Below are 17,130 nucleotides of genomic sequence, written 5' to 3' on the forward strand. Positions count from 1 at the left end.
CTGCGATGTCGTTATGCGTATTGGCTTGCTCTATCTCACGTGAGAGGCCCTTACGCCGGTCCACCGGGCCGATGACCAGCGGTAGGCCCATGGGTTGCGTCCCCTTGTGTCTCCAAGGCTGTCGTGATCGCCGGGTGGCCTTGTCAGGACCAACTCACCGAAGATAGCGAAGGCTAACGACCGTGCGTACGTACAGCCCCAAGCCCGGCGACGTTCAGCGCCAGTGGCATGTCATCGACGCGCAGGACGTCGTCCTGGGTCGCCTGGCCACCCAGGCCGCGACTCTCCTGCGGGGCAAGCACAAGCCCATCTACGCGCCCCACGTCGACACCGGTGACTTCGTCATCATCATCAACGCCGACAAGGTGCACCTGTCCGGGAACAAGAAGACCCAGAAGATGGCCTACCGCCACTCCGGGTACCCCGGCGGCCTGCGCTCCGTGCGCTACGACGAGCTGCTGGCCAAGAGCCCGGAGAAGGCCGTCGAGAAGGCCGTCAAGGGCATGCTCCCCAAGAACACCCTGGGCCGCCAGATGCTCACCAAGCTGAAGGTCTACTCGGGCGACCAGCACCCGCACGCTGCCCAGCAGCCGGTGCCGTTCGAGATCACCCAGGTCGCGCAGTAGTCCCGGCCACCTGCTACCAGAAAGAATCTGAGGAGAATCGTGGCTGAGACCACCGCCGAGACCGTCGTCGAGGGCGAAGAGTCCTACGACGAGATCACGACCTTCGAGTCCGAGGCCGTCGAGGGGGAGTACACCTCCGAGTCGCTCGCCTCCCGCTTCGGCGACCCGCAGCCGGCTGCCGGCACCGGCCGCCGCAAGCGCTCGATCGCCCGCGTCCGGATCATCCCCGGCAGCGGCAAGTGGAAGATCAACGGCCGCACCCTTGAGGGCTACTTCCCCAACAAGGTGCACCAGCAGGAAGTCAACGAGCCGTTCAAGGTGCTCGAGCTCGACGGTCGCTACGACGTCGTCGCCCGCATCTCCGGCGGCGGCATCTCCGGCCAGGCCGGTGCGCTGCGCCTGGGTGTCGCCCGTGCGCTCAACGAGGCGGACGTCGACAACAACCGCGGTCCGCTCAAGAAGGCCGGCTTCCTGACCCGTGACGACCGCGCGGTCGAGCGGAAGAAGGCCGGTCTGAAGAAGGCCCGCAAGGCGCCGCAGTTCAGCAAGCGCTAGTCGTCCCGGCGGGGGAGTCGGGCGTTCCGCTTCACCCCCGTTCGGCGCGCAACGCAACGCCCCGGAGGCACATCGGTGCCTCCGGGGCGTTCGCATGATGAGCTAGGGGCGTATATGTGTGCTTGTACGACCCAGCGGCACCGCGACACCCAGCAGTACCGCGGCACACCGCAAGCACCGCAAAGCAGAGCCGCCGCATCGCATCGGAGGAAACACTGTGGGACGACTCTTCGGCACCGACGGGGTGCGGGGCATCGCCAACGCCGACCTGACCGCGGAGCTGGCGCTCGGGCTGTCGGTCGCGGCGGCGCATGTACTGGCCGAGGCGGGCAGTTTCGCCGGGCACCGGCCGGTGGCCGTGGTCGGGCGCGATCCGCGTGCCTCGGGTGAGTTTCTGGAGGCCGCCGTGGTGGCGGGCCTGGCCAGCGCGGGCGTGGACGTCCTGCGCGTCGGTGTGCTGCCCACTCCCGCGGTGGCGTATCTCACCGGCGCGCTGGGCGCCGACCTCGGCGTGATGCTCTCCGCCAGCCACAACGCGATGCCGGACAACGGCGTCAAGTTCCTGGCCCGCGGCGGCCACAAGCTCGACGACGAGCTGGAGGACCGGATCGAGTCGATCTACGAGGAGCACCGCACCGGCGCCCCGTGGGTCCGCCCGACCGGCGCCGGCGTCGGCCGGGTCCGCGACTACGACGAGGGCTTCGACCGCTACGTCGCCCACCTGGTCGCGGTGCTGCCGAACCGGCTCGACGGCCTGAAGATCGTGCTCGACGAGGCGCACGGCGCGGCCTCCCGGGTGTCGCCCGAGGCGTTCTCCCGGGCCGGCGCCGAGGTGATCACCATCGGCGCCCAGCCCGACGGCCTCAACATCAACGACGGCTGCGGCTCCACCCACCTCGACCTGCTCAAGGCCGCCGTGGTCGAGCACGGCGCGGACCTGGGCATCGCCCACGACGGCGACGCCGACCGCTGCCTGGCCGTCGACGCGGCCGGCGAGGAGGTCGACGGCGACCAGATCCTCGCGGTGCTGGCGCTGGCGCTGCGCGAGCAGGGCACGCTGCGGGAGAACACCGTGGTCGCCACGGTGATGTCCAACCTCGGCTTCAAGCTGGCGATGGAGCGCGAGGGCATCACCTTCGTGCAGACCGCGGTCGGCGACCGCTACGTGCTGGAGTCGATGAAGGAGCACGGCTACGCGCTCGGCGGCGAGCAGTCCGGCCACGTCATCGTGCTGGACCACGCCACCACCGGCGACGGCACCCTGACCGGGCTGCTGCTGGCCGCCCGGGTCGCCGCCACCGGCCGTTCGCTCGCCGACCTGGCCACCGTCATGCAGCGGCTGCCCCAGGTGCTCGTCAACGTCCCCGACGTCGACAGGAGCCGGATGTCCCGCGCGCCCGAACTGGCCGTCGCCGTCACCGAGGCCGAGGCCGAACTCGGCACCACCGGACGGGTCCTGCTGCGCCCCTCGGGCACCGAACCCCTGGTGCGGGTGATGGTCGAGGCTGCGGACATCGACCACGCGCGCACGGTGGCAGGGCGGCTGGCGGACCTGGTCAAGGCGACGCTGGGGTAGTGCCCGGGCCCGGCGGACGGGTACGGGTACGGGACCGGCGGAGGGTCAGCGCGGGGCCCGGCCCGGGCCGCGACGGGTGAACAGGCCCTTGGGATACCGCTGCACGTTGCTCGCCCAGTACCACTTCTGGGCGAGCAGCGTCAGCGTGCCGGCCATCGCGATGCCCGCCAGGTTCAGCGCGAGCTGCACGGTGGAGCCCCAGACCTCGTGCCAGTCGGTGTACGAGATGGCCAGCGCGGCGTTCGCGGCGGCCGGCACGGTGGTCACCGAGATCGCCACACCGACCAGCGCCCCGGACTTCGCCGACGTCAGCGACAGTATTCCGGCGATTCCGGCGAGGAAGGCCACCACGAAGGAGTCCGCGGTCGGCTGCCAGATGAACTGGGTGGCCGGGTGCGGGGCGGAGAACTTCGCGTGGGTGAACAGGCCGACGGCGTTCAGGATCTCCGCGAAGGCGCCGGTGAGCAGTACCGCCAGCGGGAAGCCGACCAGCAGCGCCACCAGCGAACGCCGGGCCAGCGCCGCGTCGCGCCGGACCAGCGACGTGCAGAACCCGGCCAGCGGGCCGAACTCCGGGCCGACCACCATCGCGCCGACGATCAGGATCGAGCTGTCCAGCATCACGCCGTAGGCGGCGAGCATGGTCGCCACCGTGAGGAACGCCAGATAGGTGACGGTCAGCGAGGACTCCTCGTGGGTCTCCTCGACCAGGGACTCCCACAGCACGGCGTCGGCGCCCTCGCCCGGTGCCTCCTCCTCCGCCCGGTCGGCGCTCTTCGAGAGCGTCAACTCGACCGGCTCCACCGAGATCGAGCCGGCATCGGCGATGCCGAGCTCGCGCAGCGCCGCCAGCAGCGGATCGGCCGCCTCACGGGCCACCTCGCACGTCAGCAGGTCGCCGGGCGGGTCGAGCGCGGCACCGCGCAGCCGGGTCAGGTGGGTGGCGCCGACGGTGTTCCGTACCAGGTCGCAGACCTGCTCGGTGCGGTCGGACGGCACGATCAGCCGCAGATGAAGCACGGGTTGCTCTCCGTCGGGTAGCGCGGGGTGGGAGGGTCCGGGGGCGGGTCCTCCGGAATGGGGCGGGGCGGTTCTGGGCGGCTGCCGGGCGCCGGCCGGTCAGAGCTTGCGCAGCCTCAGCCGCTGGACCTTGTGCCCCTCGCCCTTGCGCAGCACCAGCGTGGCGCGGCTGCGGGTGGGAAGCACGTTCTCCTCCAGGTTCGGCTGGTTGATGGTCCGCCACATCAGCCGGGCGTAGTCCAGCGCCTCCTCCTCGGGCACCTGGGTGTACTTGCGGAAGTACGAGTCCGGGTTCTGGAAGGCGGTCGCGCGCAGCTTGCGGAAGCGGTCGAGGTACCACTGCTCGATGTCCCCGGTGCGCGCGTCGACGTACACGCTGAAGTCGAAGTGGTCGGCGAGGCCGATCCGGGTGCGGCCGTCCTTGCCGGGCAGCGTGGGCTGGAGGACGTTGAGCCCCTCGACGATCAGGATGTCCGGGCGGCGCACGGTCAACTGCTCGCCGGGCACGATGTCGTAGCTCAGGTGCGAGTAGACCGGCGCGGTGACCTCGGGGCGGCCGGACTTCACGTCCACGACGAAGCGGGTGAGCGCGCGGCGGTCGTAGGACTCGGGGAAGCCCTTGCGGGCCATCAGCCCGCGCCGCTCCAACTCGGCGTTGGGCAGCAGGAATCCGTCGGTGGTGACCAGCTCCACGCGGCGCGGGGGCCGCACGGCACCCCCGGCCGGGGCCTGGGGGAGGGCGAGCAGGGCGCGCAGCACCCGGGCGGTGGTGGACTTGCCGACCGCGACGCTGCCGGCCACCCCTATCACGAACGGGGTGCCGGGCTGCACGCCCGCCGGTCCGGCCGCCGCACCGAGGAAGGTGTTGAGCGCGCCGCGCAGCCCGCTGTGCGCGGCGATGTACAGGTTCAGCAGCCGGGACAGCGGCAGGTAGACGTCGACCACCTCCTCCAGGTCGACGACATCGCCGAGCCCGCGCAGCCGCTCCACCTCCTCGGCGGTGAGCGTCAGCGGCGTACGGTCGCGCAGCGCGCTCCACTGGGCGCGGGTCAGGTCGACGTAGGGACTCGTGGCGGCGGCGAGCGGCGGCGTGGTCGGCACCGGGCCATTGTCCAGTGGCCGCGGGCCGGCGGTGCCGCGGGGGCGGGTGCGGACGGCGTTCGGGTCGCCCGCGGCGCCCTAAGCTGATCTCCATGGACGGCAGCACGCGACAGGGCGGTCCGGTCGGGACGGCGCCCCGGACCGCATCCCGGACGGTCCCCGGTACGGTCCCCGGCACGGCAGCGGGCGCGGCGTGATCGTCGGCGTCGGCATCGACGTTGCCGAGATCCAGCGCTTCGAGGCGGCCCTGGCCCGCACCCCGGGCATGGCCGGACGCCTCTTCACCCCGGCCGAGTTGCTGCTGCCCTCCGGCGCCCCCCGCGGCTCCGCCTCGCTGGCGGCCCGCTTCGCCGCCAAGGAGGCCCTCGCCAAGGCGCTGGGCGCGCCCGCGGGCCTGCAGTGGCTCGACGCGGAGATCACCACGTCCCCGGCCGGCCAGCCGCACCTCGCCGTCCAGGGCACTGTCGCCGCCCGCGCCGCCGCCCTCGGCGTCCGCAACTGGCACGTCTCGCTCTCCCACGACGCGGGCATCGCCTCGGCCGTGGTCATCGCCGAGAGCTGAAGCGCGACGGCTCGCGTCGGCCGGGCCGCGGGGCGGGCACTACGGGTCGGCTTGGCGTGGCAGGGAGTTCGGGGGCTCCGTAAGCTCGGGAGGGGCGCCGAGCGGAAGGTTGCTGATGAGGTACGGGCACAGTGTGGAGACCGTGCGGCGGGGCGAGGCGGCGCTGATGGCGCGGGTGCCGGAGGGCGCGCTGATGCAGCGCGCGGCGGCCGGGCTGGCCACCGCGGGCGCGGACCTGCTGGGACGGGTCTACGGTGCGCGGGTGGCGGTGCTGGTGGGCAGCGGCGCGAACGGCGGGGACGCGCTGTTCGCGGCGGCGCGGCTGGTCCGCCGGGGCGCGGCGGCGACCGCGGTGCTGCTGAACCCGGAGCGGGCGTACGCCCAGGGGCTGGCGGCGTTCCGGGCGGCCGGGGGACGGGTGGTGACGGCGGACGAGGGTGCGCGGGCCGTCGCGCGGGCGGACCTGGTGCTGGACGGCGTGACCGGTATCGGCGGCAAGGGCGGGCTGCGGCCCGACGCGGCCGACCTCGCGCGGGCCGCCCAGGACGCGCGGGCCGCGGTGCTCGCCGTGGATCTGCCCAGCGGGGTGGACGCCGACACCGGCGAGGTGCACGGCCCGGCGGTGCGCGCGGACGCGACCGTCACGTTCGGCACCTACAAGCCCGGGCTGCTGATCGACCCGGCGGCGGGGTTCGCCGGGGCACTGCGGCTGGTGGACATCGGTCTGGACGGCGACCTCGGGGCGCCCGAGTTGGCGGCGCTCCAGCACGCCGACGTGGCCGCGCTGCTGCCGCGGCCGAGCGGGGAGAGCGACAAGTACCGGCGGGGCGTGGTCGGGGTGTCCGCCGGGTCGGAGCGGTACCCGGGCGCGGCGGTGCTCGCGGTGTCCGGGGCGCTGCGCGGCGGCGCGGGCGCGGTGCGGTACGCCGGGCCCGGCGGGGCGGCGGTGCTGGCCCGGCACCCGGAGACCCTGGTGTCGGCCGGATCGCCGCGCTCCGCGGGGCGGGTGCAGGCGTGGGTGGTCGGGCCCGGGCTCGGCGACACCGCGGACGCGCACACCGCGGTGGGCGACGCGCTGGCCGCGGACGTGCCGATCCTGGTCGACGCGGACGGGCTGCGGCTGCTGACCCCCGAGGCGGTCCGGCGGCGTACGGCGGCCACCGTGCTGACGCCGCACGCCGGGGAGGCGGCGGCGCTGCTCGGCTGGGCGCGCGAGGAGGTGGAGGGGCGGCGGCTGCACGCGGTGCGCGAGTTGGCCGCCCGGTTCGGGGCGACCGTGCTCCTCAAGGGCTCCACGACCCTGGTGGCCGACCCGGACCCGGCCCGCCCGGTGCGGGTCAACGCGACGGGCAGCGCGTGGCTGGCCACGGCCGGCAGCGGCGACGTGCTGTCCGGGCTGACCGGTTCGCTGCTCGCGGCCGGCCTCGCGGCTCAGGACGCCGCCTCGGTGGGCGCCTACCTGCACGGCCTGGCGGCCAGGCTGACCGAGGTCCCGCTGACCGCGCTCGACCTCGCCGACGCGCTGCCCCGCGCCTGGCGGAACGTGTCGGGCTAGGGCTTGCCGTCGCCGGGCCCGGGGGACCAGGTCGCGGCCGGGTCGCCCTGGTTGCCCGGTCCGCGCAGCCCGCTCAGCTTGTCGGGGTTGACCTGGAAGCGCAGCTCGCTGATCAGGCCGTCGGTGACTTCGAACGTCAGCGCGCCGACGGGGTGGCCGCCGAGGGTGAACAGCACGCCGGGCTGCCCGTTGATGCCGGCCGCCCGTACGACGACGTCGGCCAGCTCCGGCTTGGCGAGCACCCCCAGCATCCAGCGGGCGACGCGGTCGGGCCTGCGCAGCGGCCTGGTCGCCGCGGTGACCTTTCCGCCGCCGTCGGACCAGGAGGTCACGTCGGGGGCGAGCAGTTCCATCAGCGCGTTGACGTCGCCGCCGGAGCTGGCGGCGAGGAACCGTTCGGTCAGTTCGCGCCGCGCCGCCTGGTCGACGTCGTCGGTGCCGTAGCGGGGCCGGCCGGCCTGGACGTGGTTCCTGGCGCGGTGCGCGGTCTGCCGTACGGCCGGCTCCGTACGGTCCAGGAACCCGGCGATCTCGCCGTAGCCGTAGCCGAAGACGTCGTGCAGCACGAACACCGCCCGCTCCAGCGGGCTCAGCGACTCCAGGACCACCAGCATCGCCATCGACACCGAGTCCGCGCGTTCGGCGTGCTCGGCCGCGTCCGGGCTCGCGAGGCCGGTCAGGAGCGGCTCCGGCAGCCACGGTCCGACGTACGTCTCCCGGGTGGCACGCGCCGACGTCAGGCGGTTGAGGCACAGGTTCGTGACGGTGCGCACCAGATACGCCGTCGGGCGTTCCACCCTCGTACGATCCACGGCCGCCCACTTCAGCCAGGCGTCCTGCAGCACATCCTCCGCGTCCGCCACGCTCCCGAGCATCCGGTACGCCGTCGAGAAGAGCAGCGCCCGGTCCCGGGTAAACGGCTCCACCGCCGCCCCCCCGGCCACCTCGCCCTCCCCCAGCTCCCCCTCAAAAAACCCGCGCATGCGCCCACGCTATCCCGACCCGTGAGCCGCACATTTTCAGGGGCGCGGGGAACTGCGCGACCAGCCGTCCGCCGGTGGGTGCTCAGCGGCGAAGCCGGAACCGTTGCGGCGGGTGGCTGGGGCAAGCCCGGGCGAGCCGCACATTTTCAGGGGCGCGGGGAACTGCGCGCGCAACACACCACCGGCCGGTGGTCGGCGGCGAAGCCGGAACCGTCGCGGCGGGGCGCCGTCACCCGTACCCGCGGCCGGAACCGTCGCGGCGGGGAGCCGTCACCCGTACCCGCGGCGGGAGCCGAACCGCGGGGGCCGGGCCTGCGACACTTGCACGTGCGCAACGCGCAAAACCGCACCCGGACCGCCGCCCGACAAGAAGATTCCGCACCGCACCCACGAGTCACCGCAAGGACCACCGCCATGGACACCGACTCCGCCGTCGCCCCCGCGCTTCGCGCCACCGCACGGATCGACCTCGCCGCGCTCCGCTCGAACGTGACCGCGCTGCGCGCGCACGCGCCCGGCGCGGCGTTCATGGCCGTGGTGAAGGCGGACGCGTACGGCCACGGCATGGTGGCGTGCGCGCGGGCCGCGCAGCAGGCCGGCGCGGAGTGGCTCGGCGCGGCCACCCCGCAGGAGGCCCTCGCGTTGCGGGCGGCCGGCCTCGGCGGCAGGGTGCTGTGCTGGCTGTGGACCCCCGGAGGGCCCTGGCAGGAGTGCGTGGAGGCGGACATCGACGTGACGGTCAGCGCCCGTTGGGCGCTGGACGAGGTGGTCGCGGCGGCCCGCGCGGCGCACCGCACCGCACGGGTCCAGCTCAAGATCGACGCGGGCCTGGGCCGTAACGGCGCGCAGCCCGCCGACTGGCCGGACCTGACCCGCGCGGCGCGCGCCGCCGAACGGGCCGGCGCGATCCGCGTCACCGGCGTGTGGTCCCACTTCTCGTGCGCCGACGAGCCCGACCACCCCTCGATCGCGCGCGAACTCGACGTGTTCCGTACCGCCCTCGCGCAGGCCGCGGAGGCCGGGCTCGACCCGGAGGTGCGGCACCTGGCGAACTCGCCCGGCACGCTCACCCTCCCCGAGGCCCACTTCGACCTGGTGCGGCCGGGCGTGGCGATGTACGGCATCTCGCCGGTGCCGCAGATCGGCGGCCCCGCGGACTTCGGGCTGCGCCCCGTGATGACGCTCGCGGCCCGGCTCGCCTCGGTCAAGCGCGTCCCCGGCAACCACGGCGTGAGCTACGGCCATATGTACGTCACCCCGGGTGAGACCACGCTTGCCCTGGTCCCGCTGGGGTATGGAGACGGTGTACCGCGGCATGCGTCGGGCAGCGGCCCGGTGCTGGTGGCCGGCAAGTGGCGGACGGTGGCGGGACGGGTGGCGATGGACCAGTTCGTGGTGGACCTCGGCGGCGACACCGCGGCGCCGGGCGACGAGGCGGTGCTCTTCGGTCCGGGCGACGCGGGCGAGCCCACCGCCGAGGACTGGGCGCGCGCCTGCGGCACCATCGCGTACGAGATCGTCACCCGTATCGGCCCGCGGGTGCCGCGCGTGTACGTGGGCGAGGTGGCATGAGCGGCCGGGCCCAGGGGGCGCGGTCGGCGGGCTTCCGCGCGCCGGCGTGCATCGATCGGGTTCAGTGCGCCCCCACGTCCCGCCGGCCCGGCCGGAGCGCCGCCTCCGCACCGACGGGGAGTGGCTGACCGATGGCGGAGGGAGCGGGGATGAAGTGGGAGCGGGCCGGGCTGGTCGGCGCCGCGATCGGCGTGGTGGCGGCCGGCGCGGCCGCGGGCGTGGCGATCGAACGGGCCACCGTCGGCCGCGGGATGCGCCGCCGCGCGCAGCTCGCGCTCGATGCCGCGGGCCCGTACGGCAGCCTGCGCGGCACCCCTGGCGTCGCGGTGGCCGAGGACGGCACCGAGCTGTACTACGAGGTGGACGAGCCGCCGCCCGCACCGGAGCCGGAGAGCCCGCCGCCACCCGCCAGGGCCGCCCGTCCCGCCAATCGCGGCTGGCTGCGTGCCCGCCGCACCGAGTCCGACGCCGAGTCCGGGGCCGGTCCGGAGGCCGAAGGGGCGCCGCAACCGCCGGTCACCGTGGTCTTCTCGCACGGGTACTGCCTCAACCAGGACTCCTGGCACTTCCAGCGGGCGCTGCTGCGCGGCGCGGTGCGGGCGGTGTACTGGGATCAGCGCAGCCACGGCCGCAGCGAGCGCGGCCGGGACCAGCTCGCGGGCGAGCCGGCCACCATCGACGAGCTGGGCCGCGACCTGAAGGCGGTGCTCGACGCGGCGGTGCCGCAGGGCCCGGTGGTGCTGGTCGGGCACTCCATGGGCGGGATGACGGTGATGGCCTTCGCGGACCAGTTCCCGGAGTACGTCCGCGAGCGCGTCGCCGGAGTCGCGCTGATCTCCACCTCGGCGGGCAAGCTCGCCGCGGTGCCGCTGGGTCTTCCCGCGGTCGGCGCGCGGGCGTTCCGGGCGCTCGCGCCCGGCATGCTGCGGGTGATGGGCCGCCAGGCGGAGCTGGTGGAGCGCGGCCGGCGGGCCACCGCCGAGCTGTTCGCCGGCGTCATCAAGCGCTACAGCTTCGGCTCCAGCGACGTCGATCCGGGCGTGGCCCGCTTCGCCGAGCGGCTGATCGAGGGCACCCCGATCGACGTGGTGGCCGAGTTCTACCCGGCGTTCACCGAGCACGAGAAGAGCGACAAGCTCGCCGCGCTCGCCGGCCCGCCCGCGCTGGTGCTGGCCGGCGACAAGGATCTGCTGACGCCGAGCGCGCACAGCGCGGACATCGCCGAGAAGCTGCCCGGCGCCGAGTTGGTGGTGGTGCCGGGCGCCGGTCACCTCGCGCTGCTGGAGCAGCCCGAGGTGGTGGGGGCCGCGCTGGCGGGGCTGATCGCGAAGGCCGCGGACGGCGTGCGCGCCCCCGTACCGCAGCGGCTGCGCGACCTGACGGCCACCATCGACGCGTAGCATTCGCCTTCATGGGCAAACCGCACGACCCTTATCCCGCGGCCGCGGGCACCGCAGAAGACGCGCACGCGGTCCGGATCACCGTACGCACCGCGGAACACATGCGTGAGCTGGGCAGACGGCTCGCCGCGCTGCTGGTTCCCGGCGATCTGGTGCTGCTCACCGGTGAGTTGGGCGCCGGCAAGACCACGCTCACCCGCGGTCTGGGCGAGGCGCTCGGTGTGCGCGGCGCGGTCACCTCGCCGACGTTCGTGATCGCCCGGGTGCACCCCTCGCTCACCGGCGGACCGGCGCTGGTGCACGTCGACGCGTACCGCCTCGGCGGCGGCCTCGACGAGATGGAGGACCTGGACCTCGACGTCTCTCTGCCGGAGTCCGTGGTGGTGGTGGAGTGGGGCGAGGGCAAGGTCGAGGACCTGTCGGACGCGCGGCTCCAGGTGGTGATCGGCCGCACGATCGGCGAGGAACGGGACCACGCGGCGGGCGGGGAACCGCCTCACCCGGGCCCGGACGACGCCCTCGGGTCGGAGCCGGAGGGCGCCGACGACACGCGCGAGGTGACCGTGATCGGAATCGGGCCGCGCTGGGTCGGGCAGGACCTCACACCGCTGGTCTTCTGAGCGGCCGGCCGAGCGGTCGGTCGAGTGGTCCGCCGAGCGGTCGGACACGGGGGCCGGACATGTGGTCCGCCGAGCCGGAGGTTACGCCGACAGGCTGTCGGGAAGATGTTGCGCGAGGGCGGGTGGCCGTGGTGTGCTGGTAGCGGACACCTGCTTAGGGTTGCCTAACTTCTCTCCCCGGGGAGGCGCGCATGACGGCCCACGACGACGCTGCCGCACAGGCCCCGGCGCCTGCTGTGCCCAGGGTGCCCACGGTGCGGGACGTCCTCGCGTCCTGCGCCGCCGCGCGCACCGTCTCCACTGCTCCCTCCGACCCCGCCGAGCGGTCCGAGGACGAACCGGCCGACGGCCCGGCCCCGTCCGCGTAGGTTCGCGGGACTTCGGCCACGGTGCCGGACTACGGCACCACGGCCACGAGGGAGCCCATGGCCGCGTGCCGCCAGAGTGCGGCCGCGTCGGAGGGCGACTCGCGCATCACGGCGCCGGGGGCGCCCGCGCCTGCGCCCGCCCCCGCGCTGGAGCCGAACCCGACGTTCACTCCATTGGTGGACGCGAACAGCACCACCTCGCCGCCCTCGCGGGCGAAGACGCGGTGCGTGCCGCGCGCGGGGGCGACGGTGCCGCCGCGCACCCCGTAGCTCCGCAGCACACCCTCGTGCGCGTCGACGAGCCACACCCGGTGCCGCCCGAGGCTGTAGACGACCCGGGCGCCGTGCCCGGAGCCGGCGGGGAGCGCGGTGGGCGCGGGGTCGGGGGAGGCGGCGGCGGAGCCGGGCGCGGAGGTGGCGGTCCTGCCGGGCGCGGCGCCCGCGTGGTGCCGCGGCGGTGCGCCCACCGCGGCGGCCGTGAGCATCCCCACCGTCGCGAGCGCCGCCGCGAGGAACCCGGCCGCAGCGACCCCCGAACTGATCCGCACCACGGCCGCCGTCCTCCCGCCGGATCGACGTGTCGCCGAACCGACTGTCATATACGTGCAATGAGGCTTTTGTCGGAATTGAAAGTAGCAGTCGCACCGCTCGCCCCCCTGGCGCCCCGCCGCGCCCCGCGTGCGCCGTAGGCTGGGGGCGTGCTGCTGCTTGCCTTCGACACCGCCACACCCGCCGTCACCGCCGCCCTGTACGACGGGGAGAAGGTGCTCGCCGAGTCCACCGTGATCGACGCGCGCAGGCACGGCGAACTTCTCGTACCCGCCGTCGACCGGGTGCTGGGCACCGCCGGCCGCGCCCTCGCCGATGTCACGGGCGTGGTCGTCGGCACCGGCCCGGGCCCGTACACCGGGCTGCGGGTCGGCCTGGTCACCGCCGCGTCCTTCGGCGACGCCCTCGGCGTTCCGGTGCACGGCGTCTGCACGCTGGACGGGCTGGCCTGGGCGGCCGGCGAGGCGGGCCTGGACGGGCCGTTCGCGGTGGCCACCGACGCGCGCCGCAAGGAGGTGTACTGGGCGCGGTACGACGGCCCGCTGCACCGCGTGGGCGAGCCCGCCGTGGACCGCCCGGCCGACATCGCCGCCGAGGTCGCGGGGCTGCCCGCGGTCGGCGCCGGCGCCGCGCTCTACCCCGACGTCTTCACCGACCACCGCCCCGACCCCGCGCACCAGTCGGCCGGTGCGCTCGCCGCGCTGGCCGCCCACCGGCTGGCCGCGGGCGAGACGTTCCCGCCGGCCCGGCCGATGTACCTGCGCCGGCCCGACGCCCAGGTGCCGGCCGGCTACAAGGCGGTACTGCCGAAGTGACCGAGCGAACCGGCGGCGCCCTCGCGGGCGGCGTCACCCTGCGCGCCATGCGCTGGTGGGACCTGGACGCCGTACTCGCCCTCGAACACGAACTCTTCCCCGAGGACGCGTGGTCGCGCGGCATGTTCTGGTCCGAACTCGCCGACGCCCGGCACCCGTCCGCCAGCCGCACCTATGTCGTCGCCGAGGAAACCGTCGAGCAGGCCGGGGAGCAGGCCGTCGAGCAGGCCGCCCCGAACCCGCCCGGCGCCGCCCCGGCCGGGGCGGCGCGGATCGTCGGCTACGCCGGTTTCGCGGCGATCGCCGGCACCGGCGACGTGCAGACCATCGCCACCGCCCGCGACCAGTGGGGCAGCGGCCTCGGCGGCCGGCTGCTCACCGAGCTGCTGCGGGCCGCCACCGCCGCCGAGTGCCACGAGGTGCTGCTGGAGGTGCGGGTGGACAACGCCCGCGCCCAGCGGCTCTACCAGCGCTTCGGCTTCGAGCCCATCGGCGTGCGCCGGGGCTACTACCAGCCCGGCAACGTGGACGCGCTCGTGATGCGGCTGGCCGATCCCGCGCGGACCTTCGCGGCCGACCTTCGTTGAGGAATTCTGAGGATCTGAGGAACTGATGGCTGACGAACCCCTGGTCCTGGGTATCGAGACCTCCTGCGACGAGACCGGCGTCGGCATCGTCCGCGGCCACACCCTGCTCGCCGACGCCGTCGCCTCCAGCGTCGACGAGCACGCCCGCTACGGCGGGGTGGTGCCCGAAGTCGCCAGCCGGGCGCACCTGGAGGCGATGGTCCCCACCATCCAGCGCGCCCTGAAGGACGCCGGGGTCAGCGCCCGCGACCTCGACGGCATCGCGGTCACCGCCGGGCCCGGGCTGGCGGGCGCGCTGCTGGTCGGCGTCTCGGCCGCCAAGGCGTACGCCTACGCGCTCGGCAAGCCGCTGTACGGGGTCAACCACCTCGCCTCGCACATCTGTGTCGACCAGCTCGAACACGGCGCGCTGCCCGAGCCGACGATGGCCCTGCTGGTCTCCGGCGGTCACTCCTCGCTGCTGCTCGCCCCCGACATCACCAGCGACGTCCGCCCACTGGGCGCGACCATCGACGACGCGGCCGGCGAGGCGTTCGACAAGGTCGCCCGGGTGCTCGGCCTCGGCTTCCCCGGCGGACCGGTGATCGACCGCTACGCCCGCGACGGCGACCCGCGGGCGATCGCCTTCCCGCGCGGCCTGACCGGCGGCCGCGACCCGATCTACGACTTCTCCTTCTCCGGCCTGAAGACCGCCGTCGCCCGCTGGGTCGAGGCGCGCCGCCGGGACGGCGAGGACGTACCGGTCGCCGACGTGGCGGCGTCCTTCCAGGAGGCCGTGGTCGACGTGCTGACCCGCAAGGCCGTCCGCGCCTGCAAGGACAACGGCGTCGACCACCTGATGATCGGCGGGGGAGTGGCCGCCAACTCCCGGCTGCGGGCGCTGGCCCTGCAACGGTGCGAGGACGCGGGCATCCGGCTGCGGGTGCCGCGCCCCGGGCTGTGCACGGACAACGGCGCCATGGTCGCCGCGCTCGGCGCCGAGATGGTCGCCCGCGGCCGCTCGGCCTCCACCCTGGACCTGCCGGCCGACTCCTCGCTGCCGGTCACCGAGGTCTCGGTGCCCGGCCACACCCACGACGAGCAGCACCCCCACGGCCACGACCACGCACATCCCCACGACCACGACCATGTGCACGAGTTGAGCAAGGACAACCTGTACGGATGACCGTCACGCTGATGTGGGAGGCGGCCGCGGCCGACGACCGCGGCGCCGAACTCCTGGACTGGGCACGGCGGCAGGAGCTGTCCGGCGCGCCCGAGCGGGCGGAGTACCTGACCGCGCCCGGCGACCGGGTGCTCGTCATCACCTGGTGGGACGCGCCCTACGGCGCCGAGCTGCCCGAACTCCCGGACCCGCCGGCGGAGTTGGTCCGCCGTCAGGTGCACCGCTGGCGGTTCGTGTCGGTCGCGGTCAGACCCTGATCCGGCCGTCCCACGCCACCGGCTCGCCGACCAGCATCGCCGGCGCCCCCGCCATCCTGGTCAGGAACACCGTCGCCTCGTTCGGCCCCTGCGGCCGTACCCGGCGCCTCAACTCCTCGGGTTCCATGGCGAATCCGCGCTTCTTCACGGTCAGCCGCCCCACCTCGCGCTCCCGCAGCAGCGCCTTGAGCCGCTTGAGCCCGAACGGCAGCGCGTCCCGGATCTCGTACGCCGCCGCGTACGGCGTCGGGTGCGGCGCGTCGCCGGTCACGTACGCGATGGTCGGGTCGATCAGCCCGCCGCCCACCTCGTCCGCCACCAGGGCGACCAGGTGCGCGCGGATCACCGCGCCGTCCGGCTCGTACAGGTACCGCCCCACCGGCCGCACCGGCGGGTCCGGCGGCAGGCCGCGCGCGGCGAGGTCCGCCCCGCCCGGCAGCAGCGTGGCGCGTACGGTGCCGGGCGCGGTGCCGAACCACAGCGCCGCCTCCTTCACCTCGCCCCGGTCCGAGACCCACTCCGCCTCCGCGTCCTGGGGCAGCGCCTCGTGCGGGATGCCCGGCGCCACCTTCACCGCGGCGTGCGGGACGGTGCGGGCCGCCGCCAACGCCCAGGACAGCGGCGGGGAGTACGCCTCCGGGTCGAACGTGCGCCCGCGGCCCGAGCGGCGCGCCGGGTCCACGAACACCGCGTCGTACCCGGCGGTGTCCACCTCCGCGACGTCCGCGCAGCGCACCTCGATCCGGTCGGCCAGGCCCAGCGACTGCGCGTTCGCCCGGGCCACCGCGCAGGTGAGCGGGTCGCGGTCCACCGCCAGCACCTCGATACCGGCGCGGGCCAGCGCGACCGCGTCGCCGCCGATGCCGCCGCACAGGTCGGCCAGCCGCCGTACGCCCAGCGCGCGGAAGCGCTCCGCCCGGTGCGCGGCGACCGACGCGCGGGTCGCCTGCTCGACGCCGTCGGGCGTGAAGTACATCCGCGCGGCGTCCTTGGCCGCGAACTTCGCCGCGGCGCGCTGCCGCAGCCGGCTCTGCCCGAGGGCGGCGGAGACCAGCGCGATGTCGTGGGTGCGCCGCAGCCGGGTGGCGGCCGCCAGTTCGTCGGCGGGGTCCAGTTCACGCAGCTCGGCGAGCAGGGCCTGCCCCTCGGGTGTGAGCAGCGCGTCGAAGTCCTCGGGTTTCACCCGCCCATTGTCCGTGCCCCGGGTGAAGCCCCTTGGACGGGGCCGCGGGTACACCCGTATGTGCGGCGCCGCTGGCACTCCGCTTGACCGAGTGCTAAGCGCGTCCTAGTCTCGGTTCTGGCACTCGGCACCGCTGAGTGCCAGAACTCAGCGACGGGCAGGTCCGGCACCCGCGACGACGGGCCTACCAGGTCGCCGACCCAGACAGACACTCCCGTGAGCCCTTTGAAGGGGGAGGTCGGATCGTGACGACCGCCAGCACCAAGGTTGCCATCAAGCCGCTTGAGGACCGCATCGTGGTCCAGCCGCTCGACGCCGAGCAGACCACGGCCTCGGGCCTGGTCATTCCGGACACCGCCAAGGAGAAGCCCCAGGAGGGCGTCGTCCTGGCCGTGGGCCCGGGCCGCTTCGAGGACGGCAACCGGCTGCCGCTCGACGTCGCCGTCGGCGACGTCGTGCTCTACAGCAAGTACGGCGGCACCGAGGTGAAGTACAACGGCGAGGAGTACCTCGTCCTCTCGGCCCGCGACGTTCTCGCGATCATCGAGAAGTAATTTTCCGGCTTCACCACCAGCCGTGATCCCGCCCCGGATTCTCCGCGCCCTCTTCCGGCCGGGGCCGGGGCGGTTTCGTTGA

General features: G+C 74.5%; 19 protein-coding genes. 14 read left to right on the top strand and 5 right to left on the bottom strand.

Annotated elements, in window-relative coordinates; all coding sequences use genetic code 11:
- The first annotated feature begins 182 nt into the window (after nucleotides 1-182).
- The 3 genes from rplM (at nucleotide 183) to glmM (ending at nucleotide 2,757) form a co-directional block, all read left to right on the top strand.
- Nucleotides 183-626 carry a 50S ribosomal protein L13 gene (gene rplM / locus OG370_RS25610; protein WP_103886886.1) on the top strand — a complete coding sequence of 148 codons (444 nt, stop codon included), beginning with the start codon at nucleotides 183-185 and terminating at the stop codon, nucleotides 624-626.
- A 39-nt stretch (nucleotides 627-665) separates the two neighbouring features.
- On the top strand, nucleotides 666-1,181 hold the full coding sequence (gene rpsI, locus OG370_RS25615) for a 30S ribosomal protein S9 (RefSeq protein ID WP_328468134.1): 516 nt from the start codon (nucleotides 666-668) through the stop codon (nucleotides 1,179-1,181).
- Nucleotides 1,182-1,398: 217 nt separating this feature from the next.
- Complete coding sequence (glmM, locus tag OG370_RS25620) at nucleotides 1,399-2,757, top strand: phosphoglucosamine mutase (RefSeq protein WP_328468136.1); 1,359 nt, start codon at nucleotides 1,399-1,401, stop codon at nucleotides 2,755-2,757.
- A gap of 45 nt (nucleotides 2,758-2,802) precedes the next feature.
- On the opposite strand, the gene OG370_RS25625 is transcribed toward glmM, so the two are convergent.
- Together OG370_RS25625 and coaA are read right to left on the bottom strand one after the other, a co-directional pair.
- Complete coding sequence (locus OG370_RS25625) at nucleotides 2,803-3,777, bottom strand: DUF389 domain-containing protein (RefSeq protein ID WP_328468138.1); 975 nt, start codon at nucleotides 3,775-3,777, stop codon at nucleotides 2,803-2,805.
- Between the two features lie 99 nt (nucleotides 3,778-3,876).
- A complete protein-coding gene (coaA, locus tag OG370_RS25630) occupies nucleotides 3,877-4,878 on the bottom strand; it encodes a type I pantothenate kinase (RefSeq protein ID WP_328468140.1) in 1,002 nt (333 codons plus the stop codon).
- A gap of 193 nt (nucleotides 4,879-5,071) precedes the next feature.
- On the opposite strand from coaA, the gene OG370_RS25635 reads away from it, so the two are divergent.
- On the top strand, nucleotides 5,072-5,440 hold the full coding sequence (locus tag OG370_RS25635) for a holo-ACP synthase (RefSeq protein WP_328468142.1): 369 nt from the start codon (nucleotides 5,072-5,074) through the stop codon (nucleotides 5,438-5,440).
- Nucleotides 5,441-5,555: 115 nt separating this feature from the next.
- Entirely contained in the window at nucleotides 5,556-6,995 is a 1,440-nt protein-coding gene (locus OG370_RS25640) for an NAD(P)H-hydrate dehydratase (RefSeq protein WP_328468144.1), read from the top strand.
- Here OG370_RS25640 and OG370_RS25645 read toward each other — a convergent pair.
- Nucleotides 6,992-7,978 carry an RNA polymerase sigma-70 factor gene (locus OG370_RS25645; protein ID WP_328468146.1) on the bottom strand — a complete coding sequence of 329 codons (987 nt, stop codon included), beginning with the start codon at nucleotides 7,976-7,978 and terminating at the stop codon, nucleotides 6,992-6,994. The genes OG370_RS25640 and OG370_RS25645 overlap by 4 nt on opposite strands.
- A 414-nt stretch (nucleotides 7,979-8,392) precedes the next feature.
- On the opposite strand from OG370_RS25645, the gene alr reads away from it, so the two are divergent.
- The 4 genes from alr to OG370_RS25665 all read left to right on the top strand — a co-directional run bounded on the left by alr (nucleotide 8,393) and on the right by OG370_RS25665 (nucleotide 11,938).
- Nucleotides 8,393-9,550: an alanine racemase gene (gene alr / locus OG370_RS25650; protein ID WP_328468148.1), complete on the top strand. Its 1,158-nt coding sequence runs from the start codon at nucleotides 8,393-8,395 to the stop codon at nucleotides 9,548-9,550.
- 131 nt (nucleotides 9,551-9,681) lie between these two features.
- Nucleotides 9,682-10,950 (top strand): alpha/beta fold hydrolase, encoded by a 1,269-nt coding sequence (locus tag OG370_RS25655; RefSeq protein WP_328468150.1) that lies wholly within the window; start codon nucleotides 9,682-9,684, stop codon nucleotides 10,948-10,950.
- 11 nt (nucleotides 10,951-10,961) lie between these two features.
- Nucleotides 10,962-11,570, top strand: a complete 609-nt coding sequence (gene tsaE, locus OG370_RS25660) for a tRNA (adenosine(37)-N6)-threonylcarbamoyltransferase complex ATPase subunit type 1 TsaE (RefSeq protein ID WP_328468152.1) — start codon at nucleotides 10,962-10,964, stop codon at nucleotides 11,568-11,570.
- 191 nt (nucleotides 11,571-11,761) lie between these two features.
- Complete coding sequence (locus tag OG370_RS25665; protein ID WP_328468154.1) at nucleotides 11,762-11,938, top strand: hypothetical protein; 177 nt, start codon at nucleotides 11,762-11,764, stop codon at nucleotides 11,936-11,938.
- Nucleotides 11,939-11,967: 29 nt separating this feature from the next.
- Here OG370_RS25665 and OG370_RS25670 read toward each other — a convergent pair whose 3' ends face one another.
- Entirely contained in the window at nucleotides 11,968-12,489 is a 522-nt protein-coding gene (locus OG370_RS25670) for a hypothetical protein (protein ID WP_328468156.1), read from the bottom strand.
- A 147-nt stretch (nucleotides 12,490-12,636) separates the two neighbouring features.
- Here OG370_RS25670 and tsaB point away from each other — a divergent pair, with 147 nt between their 5' ends.
- Genes tsaB through OG370_RS25690 form a run of 4 tightly spaced genes read left to right on the top strand, consistent with a single transcriptional unit; the run spans nucleotide 12,637 to nucleotide 15,311 of the window.
- Nucleotides 12,637-13,302: a tRNA (adenosine(37)-N6)-threonylcarbamoyltransferase complex dimerization subunit type 1 TsaB gene (gene tsaB / locus OG370_RS25675; RefSeq protein ID WP_328468158.1), complete on the top strand. Its 666-nt coding sequence runs from the start codon at nucleotides 12,637-12,639 to the stop codon at nucleotides 13,300-13,302.
- Between the two features lie 47 nt (nucleotides 13,303-13,349).
- Nucleotides 13,350-13,889: a ribosomal protein S18-alanine N-acetyltransferase gene (rimI, locus tag OG370_RS25680; protein WP_328474402.1), complete on the top strand. Its 540-nt coding sequence runs from the start codon at nucleotides 13,350-13,352 to the stop codon at nucleotides 13,887-13,889.
- A gap of 25 nt (nucleotides 13,890-13,914) precedes the next feature.
- Entirely contained in the window at nucleotides 13,915-15,054 is a 1,140-nt protein-coding gene (gene tsaD, locus OG370_RS25685; protein ID WP_328468160.1) for a tRNA (adenosine(37)-N6)-threonylcarbamoyltransferase complex transferase subunit TsaD, read from the top strand.
- Nucleotides 15,051-15,311 carry a hypothetical protein gene (locus tag OG370_RS25690; RefSeq protein WP_328468162.1) on the top strand — a complete coding sequence of 87 codons (261 nt, stop codon included), beginning with the start codon at nucleotides 15,051-15,053 and terminating at the stop codon, nucleotides 15,309-15,311. Before tsaD ends, OG370_RS25690 begins: the two co-directional genes overlap by 4 nt.
- Here OG370_RS25690 and OG370_RS25695 read toward each other — a convergent pair.
- A complete protein-coding gene (locus tag OG370_RS25695) occupies nucleotides 15,301-16,494 on the bottom strand; it encodes a class I SAM-dependent methyltransferase (protein ID WP_328468164.1) in 1,194 nt (397 codons plus the stop codon). The genes OG370_RS25690 and OG370_RS25695 overlap by 11 nt on opposite strands.
- A 245-nt stretch (nucleotides 16,495-16,739) precedes the next feature.
- Between OG370_RS25695 and groES the strand changes: the two genes are divergently transcribed.
- Complete coding sequence (gene groES / locus OG370_RS25700; protein ID WP_033177833.1) at nucleotides 16,740-17,048, top strand: co-chaperone GroES; 309 nt, start codon at nucleotides 16,740-16,742, stop codon at nucleotides 17,046-17,048.
- Nucleotides 17,049-17,130 lie beyond the last annotated feature (82 nt).

Source organism: Streptomyces sp. NBC_00448 (genome assembly GCF_036014115.1).
GTDB lineage: Bacteria > Actinomycetota > Actinomycetes > Streptomycetales > Streptomycetaceae > Actinacidiphila.